We start from the raw sequence: 22,116 nt of genomic DNA, 5'->3' as shown, positions 1-22,116 counted from the left end.
TAGTGAGTAAGATAACTCCTGAGGCTCCACCTCTAGGGCTTCAGCACCTTAGGAGTCAGCGTTCTCGTTATTGATTTAAATAAGCTTGTACCACTTGAGCCGAACCCATTGAGAAGTCGAACGATCCTTCAATCCATCTCCTAACAGTCGTCTTACTAAAGCCAATCTTATTAGCAAAGAACACAATAGGTGTTCCGTAGTGCTCCTGTTGAGCTTTCCACTGAGTCCGCAACTCATCGTTTAATTCTTGTTTGCTAATCATACTTGTTTCCCCCTCTTCTATTCGTAATAGTTAACGCTATATGGCAATGCAAGTTAGTGTACTTAAAAAAAATAGGATTACCCTACTCAGTCCCCACTGAATAGAATAACCCTCACTGTCTGCCTCACTAGTTCCCCAACTAGCTTGTACAGAAGAAGCTATATATCTCAGGAGGATATACAGGTTCGTATGTAACCCCTCAGGAGGGTCATATACATGTCAGATTTAATCTTAGAGCAACACCCTGATAGATCGCAGCTATCAGGGTGTTACAATCAAGAAATTATTTGGAGTTACACTCCCTGTAGTTTGCCAGCTCCTTAGCAATCAGTGGTGGTGATACTCGAGAGAGAATGACACCCTACAGGCAATGTAACTAAGGGGTGCCGACTCAAGGGTTTTCCGTTCCGCAAGAGTCAGCTAGAATGAACAACGAAATCACACATGGAAGGAGGGAAGGAATCCTCATGAGATAGCCGAAACAGGAGACCCCTCAGAAACCACGAATCAGCTACCTCATGAGAATACCTAATTAATTGCTTCATATATAAAGTAGCAACCTAGCTAATTAACTTCCTACATATATATAGTAGCAGTTGTGTGACTTGTATATACAAGTGTATACCAAAAAGAGAACCAACTCCTATTGAGCCAGCTCTCTCAGGTATTTACCTATTGTGATCATATCATCGTACCCCATTGTTTCGTTTCCTCTTAGCCAATCATTGAAGACTTTCACGTTAACTCCTGTCTTCTCAGGGATGAAACTAAATGGATCTGATGCTAATCCGATTGTTCCTATTAGTTTCCACGTTAGCTTTCTCGTGTGTTCTTCGTACTTTGGAGTTATTATTCTAAAATCTTCATATACTTTACCAGGCTGACTCACTCGTTCCTCCTGAGGTGGTTCAAACACTTTGAGTACTTCTGCCGTAGTTACTTTAGGGTTAGCTGGCACTAATACACCTGCTTCCTCGCAAGCACTAGACCAGTTGCCAAAGAGTCTACAGCCAGCACTATACAGAGAACGATTAGTTTTCTGTATAGATCCACCTCCAAAGTTAACTCCTTGAGTTTCTAACTCCTGTATCTTCTTAAGAATTAATTCCTTACTCCATTTGATTCTGCTCATTAGCATTCCTCCTTAATAGTCCATCTGTAAGTCTGTACCGGTATAGGTGTAACCTTGGAGATCGCATCTTCTAGGCTTTCAAAATAGCATCTAATGGCGTTATACAAACGAGGACGGTCTCTCATTAGTCCTGCCTCGGTTATATTTTTACCGTAGTATTTCAATTCAGCTAGTACTTCTAGGATTGTTTCTCTTGAGTAAATGTTCATTGGGTTTCCTCCTTGGGGTTATAGGTTAGGGGTGTTACTTTCGAGGCATTACGAGGTATTGTCACTTTTTGAAATTTTCACGTGTGAAGCTTGCCAACTCGATAGCTTCAGCAAGCTCCTTTATGTTTGGCGTTCTCAGTTTCTTACTTACAAGTAGGGGATTCAAGATAATCAATTTCTTAGCGGAACTAATCTCCATGAGTAAGCCTGCTCTGATTAACTTAAGGATAGCTCTCTTAGCGAAATCAGCCGAGCAACCAACCGAGGGAGCAACATGTTTCCGACTCCATATATTTAACTCTGATACTTTCACCTCATGAGGGTTGTCCACTAGTACGTGTAGATCGTAATGGAAGTGACCAAGTAGTTTGAAGAAGAGTCCTAACTCCGAGAAGGAAATCTTTTTGGCTACCTCGAGTAACTTACCTTTGTATACCTTTGTAAACAAGTCTTTACCCTCGTAGCTGCCTACATTGAAGAACTGTTCTCCTAGTGAGATGGTTGTGTTGCGACCTTTCTTAGTTCTAACGATAAGACTTAACTTTTCCAGCTCTGCTAGGATAATGTTTGTTGCTCTAGGTGTCTTCCCTAGTAGATCTGCTAGTTTGCTAGCTGAAAGCAACTCAGATTCTTTACCTTCCTCACGGTAATATAAAGATCCGTTCTCACCCAGCTTGGCAAACCCTAATAGGAACATCATCACTCCTGAGTTTTCTAATGACAAGTATTCATTCACTTCTTTTATCTCCTCTCTCACCATAGTGAACTGGCGGTTGCCTTCCTTGTAATTATCCTTAGGTTTTCCTTTTCGTGCTTCCTTCTGAGCGGGTGAAATAACGTCAGCTCCTAGTAATATCGCTTCCTTTACAGACATTCCTCTTAGTTCGTCAATCGTTAGTGGTGTACTCATTCGTTTCTCCCTCCGGTGTTTTTTATTGACAAGACAGTTAACCATGTAATATAATAATAAGTTAACCTCATCATCTCTATATATTGTATTACGTTTCAAAATAAGACACAAGATATATGTATAAATTCTTTATTTATTAAACTTTTGGTTTTCGACAAGACAGCAGTCGTCCTCATTTTGGTGTATGAGATTTCCTCAATCAGCCCTTTTTAGTGTATGAGATTTCCTCAATTGATTTGCCATCAGCCTTACTCCCCCAAGGGATACGATCAATTTTATCAGTTCGTTTTTCTGTATCTGTGTACAAAACAGTTTCCCTCCTCTGTGTACCATCCATTAGTACATTCCCTAGAGTTTGTCCCTTCTCATTCCAATATATAAAATACCTGAGATGGTAATCTATTCGGTAACTATTCAGATGCCAGCTCTAGGAGTTATTGTTTTTAAAATATTTAAATACATTAGAATCTATATGAGGAGGTATCTCTATAGCTTTTCTATCAGGATTGTATCTGCTGATGAATCAGCTAGGTTATAAACTTGATAGTTAGCTATAGAGTTGCTATCTCGTAAGGTATTTGTTTATTTTCTTTACGAGATAGACACTCTTGGTTAACTATTCAGATGTATCTCTAAAGTTAAGCTCATTAGTTTAGTAACAAAAGTGTGACTATTTTAGGTAAACCTCATGTATTTCACTCCAAGATATCTACACTTAAGGAAGACTATTAGGTAACTTAGGAGGCAATACCGTCATGATACTGGTTAGTCTCATCTAACAAGTTAACTAGGGATTGAAATAAAATGACAACATAGTTGATACGAGGTAGCAAAACTAACAGGTGTATACAAGTAGGTTGCCGACTCTAGGAGTTACCATCTCATATATTAATATATTTAAATACCTTATGAGGACGACCTATGTTGAGCATAGTCCCTGAGTAAACCCCGAAGTAGCCGACTCCTAGTTTCCTACATGTTAGCGACTATAAGTGTACATCTATGTAGATTGTTGCTAAATTGCGCCAGCACTACTAGGCATTTGAATAATTAAATACTAGAGATGGAAGGTCTTTAAAGATGAACTACAAGGTTACCCATGAGTAGGCTGACTCCTAGTTTTCTACATGTTAGTGACTTATGGGTGTAACTCAATAGGTGGCGCTAATAGGAAGAAATATTTTAAATTTTATCAGACCTGATGAGGGAGCGTCTTGGGAGATCGTACTCCGAAGGTGTGTCGAACGAGTTCACCTGAGTGATATGGAGACTATTAGGAATAACTAGGAGGGCGCTGATTAGTATATTTTCTACTGTGTAACACACGATGCGTGCGTGCCTACCTGCCCCCCTGTCAGGAAAATATGGGTACCCTTGAGCCAGCCAGCTCACGAAAAACTAACGAGAATGCCATCAGACCGCTCGGGAGCCACCATAACGAGTCATAAGTGTAGAGGTAATGTTAGTATCACCCAAGTGTTGTCATCCTCACAGGTACACACAGGAGCGTTACATGATAGGCAAGACAACACAGCGCACGAGTAGGCGATCTCTACTGTGTGCAACGAGTAGGCATAGGGTAGTGTGGTGCTTGTTAACATAATACATCTTATGGGTAGTAGTCATAGAGACAGACAAATAAGCTACAGTCCTAGAGCCACCTGCTCTCAGTGTACCTACTATGGTATAGCCTGCATAATTATCTGCATGGTAACTGTGGGTAAGCCCTGTATAGATATACACAAGGAATGCCGTACTCATAGGGTTATGACTCAGGAGTATGCATGATTGTATGCACTCACTTTCGGGAGGGGTTACTTTCGAGGTAGTGACTTTCGCCCTCTAGAGTTCGGACACTTTCGGGAGATAGTTCACCGCCATAGCTCTGTTTGTGTATATGCTCACAAGCATCGCATCGAGGGGGAGGTTTTGCTATTTAGTATCATCTGACAGTTACTTTAATTGGTTAGAGATTGCACCTCGCTCACTTCTTTTTAGGTACATCGCTCCACGGGAAGAACCAACTCCCTATAAGCTACAACTAACAAGGCGACCGAGCCAGCAAACCACTTGTTCATTACTATCTCCATAATATCCATTAGTTTCCTACCTCCCCAGTACTTGCTTTATAAGTTGTTCTCTTGTAGGTACCCACATGAAATACCCTAAATCGTATATTCATTCCAGTTAATTTATTTTCAACATATAGAGTTTTGTATTTCTTATTAAAGTTAGCTACAAAGTTCATCGCATCAGCACCTATGAGAACGACTCTATCGTCACCGATATAAAACTCAATAGCAGCCTGATCTAGATTAACGGGCCCGTTAACCCACTTCACAAACCTCTTAAACCACTTAAACATTTTATATTCCTCCTCTTAGTTTTCATAAATAGTTATTCTATTTATTCCCAATCCCCCCCCTATCAATACCACCTGAGACGGCACCTATTTTAGTCTCCTACTTTTGTCGAATACTATCTCACAAGTTCCAACTGAATAGTTATTGACTCACAAGTCTGTAACCTCTATAATTTTCCTAAACGAATAACTAAAAGAGTGGTCACTCATAGATAACACCTCATCAGGCTTAACATCCGCCTCAACTTCCGCTGAAAATTCATTATCCGCTATGGTAGTTGGCGTATGTACACACCCGAATTATCGCGGAAATGGCTACGCTTCACTCATATTACAAAAAATGATTCAGGACTTTACGAAAGAAGACCGAACACTTTGTTTATTTTATAACAATCCAGCTGCTGGACGAATTTATAAACGACTAGGGTTTAAAGACATCGGGATGTGGACGATGTATCGATAATAAGGGCTACTCTATATACAGAAATAGTTGTCACTTAGCAATAAAAGCAAATTACAAAAAATTTCACACCGTTATTATGAAGATGGAGAAACTACTTGTAAAGCCATGCCCCTATCTAAAACATGTCATGTATTCAAGCTAAATTTAGACAGATAAACGCCCAATTGTTGAATCTACTCCAGCAATTGGAGCGTTTATTCTAAAATTCTTTCCACTACAAATAAAAATATTTATGAGACAGTCACCACACTTATGTCGCTATTATCTTTACGTGCAAATTCCTTTCTTAATATTACTACTTCTTATTATACTGTGCTTTAAAATCAATATATTCCTGTTTCGCATCTTGGTTATTACCTTGGTGACTATCAAAAGATGTATGTATTTGTGATATGTGTTCTACTAACTTTCCTTCTTCATTTCTCTTTTTATAATTCATTACAATACTTACTTCCAATATCTGCTCTGAACCCTTTGTAAACTCAATATGCAGTGCGATCGATCCACCACCATATTCATCATATTGTATTTTTAACTTATCATTAATAATACTTTGAAACTCTGATTCAGTTAATTTATATCCAACAGTACTAGGCTGACCAAACTTTTTTATATCACCTCCTGGCTTCATCTTTAGTTTCCCTATCCCTTTTAAACGATCTACAATTAAGTTCACGTATGAAACATCCAGACTTGAATCCGTACTTTGTACCTGTCCATTCTCATAACTAATATTTGTACTATAATTAACTTCTTCTCTATAATTTTTATTATCTACTTTCGAGGTAATTTCTTGTGTTGTATTTCCATATAAACTTTTATCTTTCGTATTATATATACCTTTCGAAGTTTGATAAATTGTTTTACTGTGCTCTCCATCTTCCTTTTGCTCATATGTACTATATATACCTCTTTGTTTCACATACGCATATCCATCATCACTAGCGGACATAACCTTTTTCATGTCACCTTCATCCAAAGCTTTGACAAATGGCTCATACTCTATCTTTTTTTCAAAAAAACTACATGCTTGTAGTAGGCTGATTACTATTATGATAGTAATCATTTTAAACACTTTTTTTTCATTTCATCATCACACTACTCTCTACATTTTCAACTAGATAATCTTTTAATCACATTACATAATTAAAATTTCTTTTAGTAGTTAAAATACTCTCCTTTAAACCACTACTTTTTTCACCATTAAAACAGTTCCTATTACATATCCAATAAAAGTATCAAATGCATAATCATTATGAAAATAAATCAAAATAAGAAGGATTAATGCGTATATTGAAGCAACTTTCATCATTGTTCCTTTTGTTTTACTAAAAAAGGACACGGATCTTTCATCCATACTAAACGCACCTTCACTTGCCAATTTAAATGTATCTATTGTTGTTACAATATGGAAAATTACCGCTCCTAAATATAGCAAACATACATAATTCAACGTAATACGATCCATTGAATTATTAGCTATTTCAGAAACAACTAAAACTGTAAGTAATATAGTAGCCATTTGAAATGCATATAATAATACGACAAGTGTTTGTAACTTTTGAAATTTAAATTGTGCTTTTGGAAATAAATATAGCACGAAAAAAATTACTTGCAGAGCATATGCCAACACCTCTAGCTTAACAATTCCTATGTTAAGGAGAACCATACAGTACTCCCAACCACCTGATACAATAATAGAAAAAACGGCTATTGAACTATAAAGTATTCCTCCAAACATAAATCCTGTAGCACCTTCTGGACTTAAACGATCTTTACATGTCATCCTAAATTCATCTAAATCTTCTTCTTTTATATTCCACATCCTGACTTTTCACCTCTATACAGTTTAAATAATTTTCATTCAATAAAATCCCATTACATTCCTAACTTTTTAAGTACATTCATCTTTGTGTAACTATATTCGGATAATATTATCTCTACATTAATTACCGTACATAATCAGAATGCTTTTGATAGTTCAAATAGCCTTCTTTCTCCTCAAAAGCTCTAAATATTCTTCTCTCTTTTACTTAAGCATATCCCTCATACTCCCTGAAACTCCACTCACTTAGTAAAAACGTTACTGTCAGCACAATTGTATCGAGATAATAAAGCTCTTTAATTTTATCTTCAGAAAGGTGATAACCTCCAATCAACAATATGCTAGCAGGTTATTACAGTTATTTTAAATTTGTTTTTTATTTTAATGGATTCGACTTTTGCAAATAATAATGTGGTTTAATTTGAGAAGCGAATATTAAAAACATACTACTTAATAACTCGTGATTAAGTCTTCGCCCTCATATCTAGGATCTTTCTCAACTTTACCATCTTTTGTTTTGATGACTTTTAGTCTACCTAACCACTCTGCTCCGTTATATGTCTCTTCACTTACCCATACATTATGCTTTTTACCATCTACCTCAACTACTAATGTGGGGTGTGTAAACATGAATTCCTTCTCTACATGCCTACCTACAATTTCTGCATGTAATGATGTACCTTCTTTAACTAGTTTACTATTCTGATACCCTTCGATAATAGGTAATCCAATAAATACAAAGAATATCAGTCCAAATACGATTACTTTCTTCTTTGTACTCCATTTATTCTTTTCTTTCAATTCCTTCTGTCTCGCTTCTCTTTCTTCGCGTTCCTCCAAACTCTCATTTAAAGCGTCTTCCCATGCCTTAATTTCCTCTTCGATTTCTGCTTCAGCTCTTGCTAGTTTTTCTAGTTGTTCATCGGTTGCTACCATCTCATATGAGTTGTCTCCAACCAAACGAATTTCAGCACCATTTTCTTTTACTTTTCGCAAGTCTTTTTCTGTACAATTAAACTCTCGAATGATTTCCCCTTGTGTGTTTACCAGTCTAACGTAAATGTTTTTTTTCTCCTTCTTCTTAAACATCTGAACTCCCCCTTATTTGTTTCCTATCATAGATAACCTTATTGCAATTAAGATAAAGAAAACGATAATAAGGAAAGTCTTCCCTTTGCTTACTTGTGTTGTAGAACCTTCCAAGACAGCCCATATAAAAATTGGGAAAAGAAGAATACCTAGGAGAATATCAACTAACTTGTTGCTACTCTTCTTTAGTGGTTTTTCTTCTACTATCGGTTTTATCTGAACAGATTCTTTTCTTATTTGTTTCGGTTTATTTTTCTTACGTCTATGATTCACCCAACATACTCCTTTTAGAATAACTTTTTCCTAACTATAAAAATACCGAAATATCCCATTTTCATCGTATAGGATAAAATGATTTATTTCTTCACAAATAGATTTCCACCATAAAAAACAGTCTATGACTATTATTTACAAATGTTATTTCAACTTTTATTTTATTCTTTTTCTATTCGCTATAAATTCTTGACGTTCTTTTTCATGTTGTTCCCACGTAATACTAGATATTTAGATTCTTATTCAATCAAAAATAGACTTTCCTCTTTCCATATTGGAAGAGGAAAGTCTATTTATTTCTAAATATATTATAGCCCTTGTTTTATTAATAATTGTTACTTATTATTTTCAGCCTTGTTCTTTATCGTTTTTACAAATTCATTTCGCCATATTTTAAAATTATGAGCAAATTTTCCTTCAATAGAATTTTTATACCCTTCAAATTTCACTTCTAAAATATCAAAGTCATTGAATAATTTATATGTCTCTGCCGTCAAACCTACTGGGTGTAATACCCCACCATAATCATAGAAAGTGTCTTCATCGAGAAGTATTCCTCTTGTAGTAATTACATACTCTACATCTTTTTCTTCCTCAGTACTCAACCTCACTACACTTCCTAAAGGCAAAACTTTCTCCATATAATCTTTCATATTAATTCACCGATCCTTTTAACACGATAATTTTCTCTTCTATTTTTTGTCGCCTTTTTTCTAATTGGCGGATACGATCAATAAAAGCATCACGTGTTTTACCTTGCAAACTATTATCAATACTACTTTCTAATCTTCTAATATCTCCTGTCAAAGATACAGCTGCTTTTTCAAGTTGCATAACAACGTTAATAATTTGATCTCGCCCACCACTGTCCGGAAATGTACTATGAACCCTCGACATTATCATATGTAAATCCATCCTCATACCCCCTTCCTTAACATTTATCAATAATAAGAAACTGAAGCTAACTCTTCATCTTTTGCTATCATAGAAATTACCGCATCTGTTACATCTTGACTTAACTCTTTTAAATCATTTGAAAGTTCGTTCACATCTCTGGAAATCTCTACTAATAATGAACGATTTAACCCTCTACTACCATCATTCATAAAATAGTTTAATAATGATTGGCGATGGCTTCTTACATAATCTCCAGCAATTGAAGCAATATTTGTATCAATTTCAAAGTCACCTTTAAATACATCTAAAATATCTTGAACAAGAGAAGATGCTACTTCTTTTGCAATTGCTATAATTTCATCACGGGATAAATAAAGAATGATGCATCCTACTAAAAAATCTACAGCTGCGTTAAATACTGATTCTAACACTTCAAGTACCTTTTCCTTACATTTTGCTAATTTATTCTCTATCCAATCCACAGCCGCATTCACCTGATTTCTAACTTCTTGTATAACTTCCTTACTAAATTTCAAAGCTTTTTTTCCTGTTTCTACACCTATACTTGCTATTTTTGTTGCTAGAGCACTAGTATCTCCCACTACTGTTATTGCAACTAGAATTGCACTGACTGGAGTTCCATTTACCACTAAATCCACTACAACTTCTTCTGTTGTACTTAATGTTTTTTTTCCAGTGATTCCTTTATATAGGTCCCCAGCAGATTCTGATATTTCTAAAAAACCAAATTTCCAATCAAATCCTGTTTCGCTAACCTTTTTCAATTTATCTATTGCTACATTCCCATTCCTAGAATAAAATTTTGGATCATATAAAAAAGAATGCCCTTCCCCATTTTCCATTTTATAAACCTGTCCAGGTATTACAAAATCTGCGGCCTTAATGGCGCCATACAAAGGATCATATTCATTTATAAGACTGCGGCAATTTTTCATATTGGTCCCGTATCCGTACTTAACCACATCTTTATTTAGAACAGGCGCAGGATTTAAAGCTAATACGTTTATATTATCTTCTTGATGTCTTAATGCAACTGTATTCGCTGCTCCGCCACCTAAGGAGTGCCCTAGTAAAGTTATCTTCTTTCCTTTATTCTCCGCCTTGACTTTTTCATAAAATTTTTCTGCTTGACTATACTGAAATTCCGCTAATGACCCCAATATAGGTGAATTAGTTAAATTATGTAGCCCAATTGCTCCATCGGTTGCTAAATCGCCTACCTGATTCGGTTGAGTTCCAACGTATACTATGAAAATCTCATCCGTATCTTTACTTCGTAAGGCATATGCTCCAAACCCTGATGTTGGATGGTTATCATCATCAGCTATAAGCTCAGCATTAAAATTTTTCTCTAATTCCCTCTGATTTGTCTTTTCATTTGAATTACTATATATTTTCTCTTTCCCATTATATTGATAAATATCTCTACCAGCTAACCTCAGCTTACCTACATCGCTATCTATTTTAAAGTCCTCTTCATTTTTCATTTCTCTCCCCACATTAAACTCCTCCTAATATAAATTATTGCTGATTTATATACTCTTTTTCATAATCTATATATTCTTTTTTGGAATTTTGATTATTTTCTTCCCTAGCATGATAATATGTCGAAATTTCTTGATTTCGCTTTATAATTTTATTCTCTTGTTTTTCTTCATAATTTACCGAAATAGTAATTTCCATTATTCTCATATTATTTTCTTTTGCATCATTAGGTGTATTAAATTCAATCATTAATACTGCAGAATCAAATTTATCATATTTTAAATTTAACTTATCATTAATTATGCTTTTAAACTGTAATTCCGTTAAATTATAGCTTATTATGCTCGGTTCACTAAATCTTTTTTTATCCTCACTTGGCTTCAATTTACTCAGTCCGTTTAACCCTCCAAATATTAATTTTACATATGAAATATCTATGCCTTGATTCTGGGGTATTAAACGGGATTTTTCATTTTTTAAACTTGTACTATAAACAGTTTCTTTTTTGTAATTTTGATTGTCACCAACGTTTTTGTCATTTTTTATATCAGTAGCAACCTTTTGAGTTGTTTCCCCATATAAATCTTTATCTTTCACATTATATACTCCATGAGTTGTTTGATATATTATCCTACTATGTTCACCGTCTTCTTTTTCTTCATAAGTACTATCGCTAACCTCTTCTTTCACATACGCATACCCATCATCACTAGCAGACATAACAGTCTTCATATCCCCTTCATCCAACGCCTTTACTAATCTCTCATACTCTATCTTTGTCTCTCCAAAACCACACCCACTTAATAAACTTGCCACTATTGACACGACTATCATCACCTTAGCTTTCTTCTTTAATTTCATACTGTCACCTCGTTAGTTACTCTAGGCATTTTTAGTTTCATTATGTTCCCTTTTTGATAGTAATACACTTCATCTTTACCTAATGGCGCTTCGTTGCTTATATATTTTATATTGAAGATACTTTGATCATTTAATGGCATTGCGATAATTGCTGCTGTTAGTTTACTTCTCATTTTCATAGGTAGAGCTTCACGATTTCGGTCCATGTAGTCGTGGTGACCTGCTAATACAAAGTAAATACCTACTGTACGAGATAAATCAATTAAAGTCGCTGCATCCTCCATTTCTAAATAAACAAATTTACTAAACTCTTCAACATTTGTCATGATAATGAGTTGTTTTGTGAATGCAGGAATTTCTCTACCTTCTTGTCTTGCTTGTGCTAATTCAAAAGCTCGTTCGCGAATTACTTCCATCCAATACTTCGCATGCATATTTATTTCATTTTCGTCTACAATGTAGTGCGTCACATTGTCTTTATATTGAACGAAACTATACTCTGCTGTATCCACTAATGTCACACTTTCAAAATAATCTTTATTCAATTGAGATAGGATACTAGATACAATTTGTTTTCCCATACTATCATCTACACTATAAATCATTAAATGATCATTCACCGCAATATCATGAGCTACAACTTCTACATTTGCAAAATCAAGCCCCATTGGAATTCTTCCTGCTTGTAGAGCTTTTGTAACGTCTTTATTTTTACGATACGTAGCAATATCAATCACTTCTGGCATCATTGGAATTGCCTTCGGACGTTCTCCATCCCATTCTCGATCCATATCATTTGCTTCTTGTTGTAATAATTGAATTTGTTGTAGTTCATCTTCTGCTTTCGTAGGTAATGCAGCCTGGAATAATGTAGGAGATTCTAGTTTTATTAACGCTCTTCCTGCTGTTTCTTCCACTTTTATATCAGATCTCCCTACAATACTAGCTACTTCACTCTGATCAATCATATATAGACAAGTTTGGATTTTAATATTATTGTACAATTGAATTCTAAGTGCGTTTTGTCGTCCTGCACTTATTAAAGTATGAATTCCTAAACTAGCACCATCTCGGACAATTTGCATAATTATCATTTCAAAGCTCTCATAGAATTTTGCTTCTTTTACTGCATCATAATTATCGATTGCAATAATAATATGTGGTATTTCTTTCCCACTTGCCTTTTCATACATTTCAATACTCGCAACGTCATATTCACTTAATAATCGTTTACGATTTTTCATTTCTTGAGTTAATCTTTCAACAAACTTTAAACATTTTTCTGATTCGTCAATTGTAATCGTATCCGCTACATGAGGTAATCCTTTTAAAGGTAGAAGACCATTTGTTCCAAGGTCCACTAAATACACATGCAAATGCTCCGGACTATGCTGACGAGTTACATCCATAATGACTGATTGTAAGAATGTTGATTTTCCGTAACCTGGACTTGAGAAGACTGCTACGTGTCCGTCTTTACTAATATCTAATGTTAATGGTGTTTGTGATTGCAATTCAGGCTGGTCTAATAAACCAACTGTTGCTTTTAATGGTTTCTTTTCTTTCGTCCATGCTTCTTTGAACTGAATAGCGTGTAAGTCTTGTAAATATACGCTTTCTGGAAGTGGTGGTAACCACGGTCTAGCTAACGCTTCAATTTCATTTATTTCTGCGTAATCGTGAATGTAGCCAATAACAGCATCAAGTTCAGATGGTACGCTTATTACTTCTTTACTACTACCAAGTCCACTTAAGTCTTCACTTAATATTTCATATTGTCCTAGATCATTTATTGCATATATTGTTGCGTCTAAATGCTCTTTATCCTCTTTATTTTCTACATAGTCTGCCCCGCTCCAAGCTGATTGGAATAGTTCATAAATTTCATTATTCCCAACTTGTAAGTAAGCACGCCCTGGTAATGTAATTTCAGCAGCATCCGGCGTTTTTAAAATTTCATTACTATCTGACGTATTTTGAACTTTTAGTGCTAGTTTGAATTTCGAGTTACTCCAAATTTGATCATCTACAACACCACTCGGTTTTTGCGTAGCTAATATTAAATGGATTCCGAGTGAACGACCGATACGCGCTGTTGAAACTAACTCTTTCATAAATTCTGGTTGTTCTGACTTCAGTTCCGCGAATTCATCACTAATTAAAAATAGATGCGGCATCGGTTCACTTACTAAGCCTTCTTTATACAGTTTTTGATACTGATTAATATGGTTTACATCATTTTCCCCAAATAAGCGTTGTCTTTTTTGCAATTCAGCTTTAATTGATGCGAGCGCTCTCATACTTTGTGCTCCATCTAAGTTCGTAATTGTTCCTAATAAATGCGGTAAGTTTTTGAATAAATTCGCCATTCCGCCGCCTTTATAGTCAATTAGTAAAAAGGCTACTTCGTACGGGTGGAAATTGACTGCTAGAGATAAAATATACGATTGTATAATTTCCGATTTACCTGAACCTGTTGTACCTGCTATTAATCCGTGTGGTCCGTGTGCTTTTTCGTGTAAGTTTAAGTTTACGATATCTTCTTTACCACGTAATCCAAGTGGTACAGCTAAAGATTTATGCGCTGCATTTTTCTCCCAACGACTTGTGATATTCAGTTCTTTTACTTTTTCAACGCCGTACATTTCTAAAAATGTTACGCTTTCTGGAATACTATTTTTTAAGTTTTGCAAATGATTTAACGGTGCTAATGCTCGTGAAACATCTTCTAAATTGAACCCTTTCGGTACGTGATTTAGTTTAAATTGACGGTTTACAAGTTCTCCTTGCTCTAAGATGATGTTCCCTTGTTTTGCATCTCTTATGTCTATTACCGTTTTCACATGCTCCGGTAAACTTTGCATAACATCTTGTACAAATACAAGTGATACACCTAATTGACTCGGATCATCATTAAAGAATTCCATAACAACATGGTCTAGTATTAGTTTTTCATCTGTAATGAGAACGACATAGTGCGGTGCAAAATACATTTTTTCATTAGTTGAACTCTTTTCGTCTAGTTTTAATTTTCGTTCTTTCAATATTTGATACAAACTATTTAACACTTGATCACGGCTACGATCATGGTATACAAATCCACGTACATTTATATCGCGAACACTTCCATGAGGTAACCAGCGCATCCAATCCCATTTTTCTTTTTCTTCTTCAGGAAAAATAGTAATAAACTGCAAGTCATAATAACTATGGAATAAAGCCGTTTGTGCAACTAATAATTGTAATTGCTCTAACACTAAGAAGCGTTGGCCAATATAACCGACTGGTCCATTCATTAAATCTGTTACAACGGGTACATCTTCCAATGATAGATAACGCTGTCTTAGTTCACGTGCTATATCAATTAATTCATCTTTCGTTTGACTAAATTCTTCTTCATTAAATTGAATTTCAAAACTCGTATTAGCTTGCCCTGTACCAACGCTAAATGTTAAGAAATCATGATGTTGCATTGTTTTTTCATAAATACGAGGATTTACTTGAATAGCCATATTACGTATAACCTCAACATTTGGATTATGATAATGTAATGCATGACGCTGTTTTTCACTTTCTGCATGTAAATCTTTCGTTTTTTGTTTTATATACTCTCTATAGCTTTTATCACGTTCAACGATGTCGATTTTATATTGCTTTAAATTTTTTATATAAGATGTGACAGAAACAATAATCGTTACTAATGTCATTGCAATGGATGCTATAATAAACATTCCATATTTCATAAAGATAGCAAGTAATACTGTTACGACAATCATGACAAGGGCAGGTGCAATAATTCTCGCCAAATGCTCAGTCGGTTTTGACGGCATACTTGAAGGTTTTGCAATTGTCATTTTCTCTTCTGGTTCACGGTAAATAATACGTGGTGAACGATGATAGTCTGGATAACCACTTTGATAATTCGTTTCTGATTCTACTAAAATAGGTAACGTAGATTTCACTTTATCTTCTGAAGACAATACTTGAATATCTTCACTGCCTATCTCCACTAAAACGCCATCAAAATATAATTGGTCTCCTGCTTCTAACATAGTGCTATCTTTTAGCCTTGTATAATTATGAAATACTTCCCCGTCATATACGTTCACATTAAAAGAATCGTACAGCGTTTCACGAGATAGCATTAAATCTATATTTGCCCCAGTAATAGAAATATCATCAAAACTGTTTTGACTAATTGTAAGAGAATGTTTCGTTCCTATATCAAACACTTTAGTTGTGCCAATAATAGAGATAAAGATTTTCAAGCTCACATCTTTAGTTTTTACAATCTCAAATTCCTTATTGAACTCTATTAATTGATTTTGTATCATCCAAGCATTTACTTCATTATTCCACTTTAACTCTACTTCTTGTTCTAAACATGGATTCGTAATATCATTTGTCCACTCTTTTCCAATCGACACTATTGATTGCTCATTTGGATGTAATGTGCACTTATATACTTTGTCTCCATAAGTCAATACTAATAGTTGCTCCATCCGTGTTCACTGCTCCTTTTCAACTGTCTCATCAAGTGCTTACTCTTTTTTCTCTGTGTTCGACGAGTCTTTATCGTTTGATGATTTTCCATATTTCTTTTCATATTCATTTAATTGTTGCTCATATGTTTTTAATTTTTGATCACGCTCTTCGCCTGATAAATCCGGATTATTTTTCAGCGATTCAATTTGTTTAACAAGGCCGTACATAATAAGCTGAGGATCATCAAGTGTCTTAGCTAAATCTAATGATTGATCAAAATTACCTTTTCCGTTATACATCCAATACAGCAAATACTTTTCATCACTTTTCAAACTAATATTTTTCATAATCGATTTCTTTTGATCTTCACCTAGTTTTTCAACTGTAATGTATGCAAATGCTAACTCATATTTAGATGCAATCGGTAATGATTCAAATTCCTCTTCATTTAATTGCGTAATTACTTTGTCATAATCAGTTGCTATGAAACTCGCATTTGCTTCTAACAATTTATTTTGATAAGGAAATTTTATAAAAGTGAAATATATTAAAGGAGCAGCTAAAACAACTGTCGCCGCTATGAAGGAAAAAGCTAAGTATTTAAACGATTTATAGCTCTTTTTAGGTACTAACTGCATACTTTTTTCTGTTTTTGTTTGTTCCTTCTCAAAGCTATCATCAAGAAACTGCAGTAATGCATCTAAGCTTTCCATTTGAGCAACTGTCTGTTCAAATGTTGTTTCTTTTGCATCTTTTAGTAACCCAGCATATAAATCATCAAAATTGTGCTTTTCGGAGAATAAAGCAATAATTAGACATTTGTATTGCGTTAAAAATTGCTCTTCTAACAACGGGGTTGGTGGAACAATATCTCGAATTCCTCTATGTATAATACTTGGCATTAAATTCGCATTAAAAACTATATTGTCTGGATGTAAAAAGAACGTAATTCGTTTATTTAAATATTTATGAAATTGCGCAACATTTCGAAGCAGCCTCAATTTCTCATTTCTTCCAAAACGGCTAAGATCGTCCCACTTATATAATTTTTTGTCGACTTGAAATAGAAACGTAAACATATCATCCGTTTCTTCTATCGTTAATGGTACAAAGTCAGATGATGTGCCCGTAATTATATCGAATTGACGGAAGTCTTTTATACGTGTTTGAGATTTTGTCATCTCCAATTTCCAATTTTCTTTCTCTATTTGAAATTGATAGTTCATTGCATCAATTTGAATTGTTTTTTCCGTCATGTTTATCCTCTTCTCCTTTTCTTTATAACCAGTAATAACTTATTTTCAAAAAACTAAAAGTAAGAAATATTCTTTATAAAACTTGTAAAATATCTCCGTCTGTTATTTGGTGATCAATTAAACGATCATTATCTGTTAAAACAATTGACTTATTTTTCACTTTCATTACAAAATGTGAACCTTCATGATCATCAATCTTTAGCGTATCTAATAAGTTTTTCAATAAATATTTAATAGATTGATGATTCGGAATACGTAAATCATATGTATTTCCATTCCATTTACTAAAATCTACCGTTACATTAATATGCGTTTGTATCGCCATTACTTTACCTCCAACTTTTGCGAAGAACCGTATAAATACCGATGCAAATAAGTACAATGCCACCACCAAATAATAATATGATTGTTGTACCAATTGGCTTTTCGTTCATTGTTTCATTACTCGCTACTTCATCTGCACTTTTTCTCACAACGTATTCACTGCTAAACAAACTATTTTTCATATCTTTCACACTATTATTTTCTTTTTGTTTTATAAAAAGAGAATCTCGTAAAGCTTCCATATCTTTTTGTTCTTTCTTTTTCTTTTTCTGAATTTCTTCTTCTATGTCTTTGCTAAATAACTCAATTGATGCTTTATCTAATTCTGTTTCCTTATGTTCTTCTTTATTTTTTTCTTGGTCGCTTTCTTCAATTCGATCCACTTTAAACTTAATCTTCCCATCATCACCAAGATAACTGTCCGCCGCGCTCCTTATCGGTAGCGCGACAAACAGTAAAAGGATAGAGAGAAATGATAACTTAGCCACTATGCTCCATTGTTTGATCATTTACTTCTTTTTCCTCCCATTTCTTATGCCATACAAATAGATTACTAACTAACCCTATAATGGCAATTACAAACAATACGATAAAAATAACTTTCCCCGTATCTTTACCGCTAATAAAATCATTTAGAAAACTTTCTATATACTGAAGTGGTGAAAATTGACGTACCTTTCCAACTGATGACATTTGATCTACTTTACTTCCAACTGCTTCAGTTAAAAATAGGTACATACTTAAAAATACTAATAGGATAAACATCCCTACCATTTTTATTTGTCGCAATAAATATGTTGAAACCAATACAAACGCCATCATAATGATTGTGATAAACGCAATCCATAGTAAACTTTGATCCTGACCAAACTGTAAAAGACGTCCAGAAATGATACCTATACTAATCCCTTCCACAATTGATATACCGAATGCTACTACTGTAGTTGGGACATTCATATCAATTAATGAGAATTTCTCTTCAAAATGATCTAATTGCGTTCGTTTCTTTTCTTGATTCGCAATTGCGTATGCTGTAAATAACGCAACAATAAAACAAGTTAATACGATTAAATATGGTGTAAAAGCATTACCAGCTACAATGACTCCATCATTTTGTTTCTGAACTGGACTAGATAAAAATTGATATAACATTTCATTTTGGCGATCACCAATTCGGCTATTAGCCAAAATTTTAGTAAAGTTTTTGGAGAATGTTTTATCATCGTCCATTTTCTTCGTAAAGTCATTTAATAATGAATCAGCTTTTGAAACAATTGTCGTTCCGCTGTCTTGAATTTCTTTTGCTTGTCCATTAATTTGATCAAATGTTTTATAAACATCGTCTGAAGTTGCTAAACTATGCTTCGAACTCTCGACCAATGACTGACTTTGTGACATTAATGATTTAATACCAGAATCTAACGATAAAACGGCTGTTTGCTCACCAGTATTATTTGTTGTTAGCACTTGCTGTTCTTCAACTAGCTTTAAGCTACTCTCACGCCATTTCGCTAAACCTTTTAAATATTCCCCTAAATTTTCATTCATACTAGTTGCTTGTTGCGTCGTTACATTTAATTTCTCTGCTAGTAACATTGAATTTTGATCCGCACTAGTAATGAATTGTTGATAAGAGTCTATTTTTTGCTTTAAACCTGTCATATCTTGCTTAACTTCTGCCGTAATACCTGATGAAACTAGGTTTGAAATTAAATCAATTAAGCTTTGTTTATTTAATACGTAGTACAAAGATTGTTCAGTTGCAATTGCATCTAAACTTCCCTCTTCTAGCTTAGGACCTACATCTTGCGTTCTTAAATCAATCCCATAATACATTTCGTATAAACTAATTAAACTTTGATAACTTTCAACTGTATCTACTGCTTCTTTTATTAATACACTAGATATATTTTTTGTTAATTCTTCTGATTTTTGATGTACAACTTGATTCGTTGTACTTTCAATAACTTTACCGTTATCTGTTCCCGGTTCGCCTCCTGGATTTCCTCCGGTTCCGTTATCTGTCCCCGTTCCGCCTCCTGGGTTTCCTCCGGTTCCGTTGTCTGTCCCCGTTCCGCCTCCTGGATTTCCTCCGGTTCCGTTATCTGTCCCCGTTCCGCCTCCTGGGTTTCCTCCGGTTCCGTTGTCTGTCCCCGTTCCGCCTCCTGGGTTTCCTCCAGTTCCGTTACCTGTTCCTGTTCCGTCTCCTGGGCTTCCTCCGGTTCCGTTATCTGTTCCCGGTCCGCCTCCTGGGTTTCCTCCGGTTCCGTTGTCTGTTCCCGTTCCGCCTCCTGGGTTTCCTCCGGTTCCGTTGTCTGTTCCCGTTCCGCCTCCTGGGTTTCCTCCAGTTCCGTTATCTGTTCCCGTTCCGCCTCCTGGGTTTCCTCCGGTTCCGTTATCTTTCCCTGTTCCGCCTCCTGGGTTTCCTCCATTATTCCCTGTTGTGTTTTCCATTTTTTTGATAATAGGCTTTTTAGCATTGTGTACTAACGGCATTATGCCATACTGTGATTTATGAACCACATTTTCCACCTTGCTGTTTTCAGTTTGTGTTCCTTTATCTTCTTTTTCAGGACTAGTTTCTTTTTTATGAGTCCCACTCAATTCCCACTGCCACATTACAGGAGAGAAAACATCTATATTGATGTTTGGATCTTTTAACTTTACATGCAAGCTAATCTTTATATCCCCTTCATTACGAGGAGCTATTGTAATTTCTCCTGCTTCGCTTTGAAGAAAGTCACTTGTACGATCCACATCATCAATATGTAAAGCTTCTGTACTTCCATCTAGTTTAAATTCTTCTGGAATATTTATCTTCAAAGTTTGTGAAGATTCCATTTTAATTACTTTCGCCGTATCACTAAATGTAATTCCCTCTGTATAAAGTTTATCCTTTACTTCTTTAATAGCGTTTCCTAAAGAGATTTTATTTACAGGATCATAATTAAAGTTATTTTCTTTATTATATTTATTTGTAAATTGGATTACATTTTGCAATTGTAATTTCGTTGTATCTGGCAAATCACTTTGAACGATTTCTTCCATGTTTAAACTAGGTAATTTCGCAATTAAATTTTCGATTTGGTTCTTTATTCGAACGTCTGGTTGTTTCATTAATGTATTTATAAAGATCTCTTGCTTTCCATCGTTCGACATAGATTGCTTTAACTTTTTAATTACCGTCTCTTGAATATCACTTTCTAACTTTCCTGCAAGTTCTGTATCATATTCTGACACTTGTTTTTTTACATCTGTTAAATGTTTTTGAATTGCTGAAGCATCAGCTAAAATATTTGGTTCTTTCTCTGAAAGCGTAAATTGATTTGTAATCACTTTATTAGCAGATTCCAATGCACCTAACTGCTTTAAAACATCGCCTGTATTCATTTCACTCATGTATTGATTAAATTGACTCGTAAAATTATTCGCTAACAGATTATTATCAGATTGCATTTTTTGGAAGTTATTAAACCCTTCTAAGTAAGTATTGTTAGATTTATTCCCTTCATCTAACACTTGACCGAAACCTTTTAATACATCCTGAAATCCTTTAAAACTATTAACAGAAACCCCAGTATAATCTTGCACTGTTTTAAATTGATTTGTGTAATTTGCTAAAGGACTATGTACATCTTTTTTGTACATAGTTGTTTGAACGTTTCCTTTTTCAATTATTTTCCCTATATTATCTTGTGCACCTTGCAACTTACCGATAATACTTGCAAAATAAACGTCGATGATTTGCTTATTGAAATCTTCTAAAATTGTAGACGCCGTATTCTCAGCCTCAGCTTTCAAATCGTTATTCCCAGTTGCATTTACTTTGTAGTTTAACGTTAATTTCTCTGGTAGTTCTGAATCAATCGCAACTGCTTTCCTAGAAAAATCGTTTGGTATAACAATCATCATGTTGTAATTATTATTTTTCAAACCATTTTCTGCTACTCCACGACTAACTACGTACCATTCTTGTTTCGTATTTTTATTTACATTTTTAACAAATTGATCTCCAAACGCTATTTTATTGCCCTCAAATACAGTGCCCTGATCTTCATTTACCAACGCAACTGTCATTTTTGGTGTAGTATTCTCATTAGCTTTCTTAACATTTTGATTTAATGCTAAATAGGAGACCCCTGTTGATAGTACAAGAGCTAAAATAATAAACAACAAGATGCTCCATCTAAACTTTTTCACTACTTATCACTCCTGCGACCGCGAGTCTATTAATTGAAAGACTTCGTATCTTACTCTAGTTT

The 22,116-nt window shown here is 34.7% G+C and carries 16 protein-coding genes and 2 pseudogenes; 1 reads left to right on the top strand and 17 read right to left on the bottom strand.

Features of this window, described 5'->3' with window-relative positions; all coding sequences use genetic code 11:
• Positions 1–67: 67 nt before the first annotated feature.
• From ACUN26_RS07000 to ACUN26_RS06985, 4 genes are all read right to left on the bottom strand, one after another.
• Positions 68–262 (bottom strand): hypothetical protein, encoded by a 195-nt coding sequence (locus tag ACUN26_RS07000; RefSeq protein WP_000624046.1) that lies wholly within the window; start codon positions 260–262, stop codon positions 68–70.
• A gap of 643 nt (positions 263–905) precedes the next feature.
• Positions 906–1,394, bottom strand: a complete 489-nt coding sequence (locus tag ACUN26_RS06995; RefSeq protein WP_000086793.1) for a hypothetical protein — start codon at positions 1,392–1,394, stop codon at positions 906–908.
• Positions 1,395–1,664: 270 nt separating this feature from the next.
• A complete protein-coding gene (locus ACUN26_RS06990; protein WP_000106778.1) occupies positions 1,665–2,513 on the bottom strand; it encodes a hypothetical protein in 849 nt (282 codons plus the stop codon).
• A gap of 2,098 nt (positions 2,514–4,611) precedes the next feature.
• On the bottom strand, positions 4,612–4,878 hold the full coding sequence (locus tag ACUN26_RS06985) for a hypothetical protein (protein ID WP_000477564.1): 267 nt from the start codon (positions 4,876–4,878) through the stop codon (positions 4,612–4,614).
• Positions 4,879–5,104: 226 nt separating this feature from the next.
• On the opposite strand from ACUN26_RS06985, the pseudogene ACUN26_RS06980 reads away from it, so the two are divergent.
• A pseudogene (locus tag ACUN26_RS06980) lies at positions 5,105–5,338 on the top strand (GNAT family N-acetyltransferase); the annotation flags it as partial.
• A gap of 295 nt (positions 5,339–5,633) precedes the next feature.
• Here the strand turns inward: ACUN26_RS06980 and ACUN26_RS06975 are convergent.
• The 13 genes and pseudogenes from ACUN26_RS06975 to esaA all read right to left on the bottom strand — a co-directional run bounded on the left by ACUN26_RS06975 (position 5,634) and on the right by esaA (position 22,054).
• A complete protein-coding gene (locus tag ACUN26_RS06975) occupies positions 5,634–6,404 on the bottom strand; it encodes a DUF3952 domain-containing protein (RefSeq protein WP_000628358.1) in 771 nt (256 codons plus the stop codon).
• 135 nt (positions 6,405–6,539) lie between these two features.
• A pseudogene (locus tag ACUN26_RS06970) lies at positions 6,540–7,163 on the bottom strand (hypothetical protein); the annotation flags it as partial.
• 450 nt (positions 7,164–7,613) lie between these two features.
• Positions 7,614–8,252, bottom strand: a complete 639-nt coding sequence (locus tag ACUN26_RS06965; protein ID WP_016513922.1) for a hypothetical protein — start codon at positions 8,250–8,252, stop codon at positions 7,614–7,616.
• A 12-nt stretch (positions 8,253–8,264) separates the two neighbouring features.
• Positions 8,265–8,525, bottom strand: a complete 261-nt coding sequence (locus ACUN26_RS06960; protein WP_001016555.1) for a hypothetical protein — start codon at positions 8,523–8,525, stop codon at positions 8,265–8,267.
• A gap of 335 nt (positions 8,526–8,860) precedes the next feature.
• Positions 8,861–9,178 carry a DUF4176 domain-containing protein gene (locus ACUN26_RS06955; protein ID WP_000656387.1) on the bottom strand — a complete coding sequence of 106 codons (318 nt, stop codon included), beginning with the start codon at positions 9,176–9,178 and terminating at the stop codon, positions 8,861–8,863.
• 1 nt (position 9,179) lies between these two features.
• On the bottom strand, positions 9,180–9,440 hold the full coding sequence (locus ACUN26_RS06950) for a hypothetical protein (protein WP_000363091.1): 261 nt from the start codon (positions 9,438–9,440) through the stop codon (positions 9,180–9,182).
• A 26-nt stretch (positions 9,441–9,466) separates the two neighbouring features.
• Positions 9,467–10,930: a lipase gene (locus ACUN26_RS06945; protein ID WP_033657371.1), complete on the bottom strand. Its 1,464-nt coding sequence runs from the start codon at positions 10,928–10,930 to the stop codon at positions 9,467–9,469.
• A 34-nt stretch (positions 10,931–10,964) separates the two neighbouring features.
• A complete protein-coding gene (locus tag ACUN26_RS06940; RefSeq protein ID WP_000768476.1) occupies positions 10,965–11,789 on the bottom strand; it encodes a DUF3952 domain-containing protein in 825 nt (274 codons plus the stop codon).
• On the bottom strand, positions 11,786–16,291 hold the full coding sequence (gene essC, locus ACUN26_RS06935) for a type VII secretion protein EssC (RefSeq protein ID WP_000436760.1): 4,506 nt from the start codon (positions 16,289–16,291) through the stop codon (positions 11,786–11,788). Before essC ends, ACUN26_RS06940 begins: the two co-directional genes overlap by 4 nt.
• A 39-nt stretch (positions 16,292–16,330) precedes the next feature.
• Complete coding sequence (essB, locus tag ACUN26_RS06930; RefSeq protein ID WP_000137025.1) at positions 16,331–17,530, bottom strand: type VII secretion protein EssB; 1,200 nt, start codon at positions 17,528–17,530, stop codon at positions 16,331–16,333.
• A 73-nt stretch (positions 17,531–17,603) separates the two neighbouring features.
• Entirely contained in the window at positions 17,604–17,855 is a 252-nt protein-coding gene (locus tag ACUN26_RS06925) for an EsaB/YukD family protein (protein WP_001007569.1), read from the bottom strand.
• 4 nt (positions 17,856–17,859) lie between these two features.
• Complete coding sequence (essA, locus tag ACUN26_RS06920) at positions 17,860–18,363, bottom strand: type VII secretion protein EssA (protein ID WP_000595649.1); 504 nt, start codon at positions 18,361–18,363, stop codon at positions 17,860–17,862.
• Positions 18,335–22,054 (bottom strand): type VII secretion protein EsaA, encoded by a 3,720-nt coding sequence (gene esaA, locus ACUN26_RS06915; RefSeq protein WP_023441232.1) that lies wholly within the window; start codon positions 22,052–22,054, stop codon positions 18,335–18,337. The genes essA and esaA overlap by 29 nt, the downstream gene beginning before the upstream one ends.
• Positions 22,055–22,116 lie beyond the last annotated feature (62 nt).

This window comes from Bacillus sp. WC2503 (genome assembly GCF_052682895.1).
Note: the sequence above shows the minus strand (reverse complement) of the source record. Positions and strands in the feature narration are given on the sequence as shown.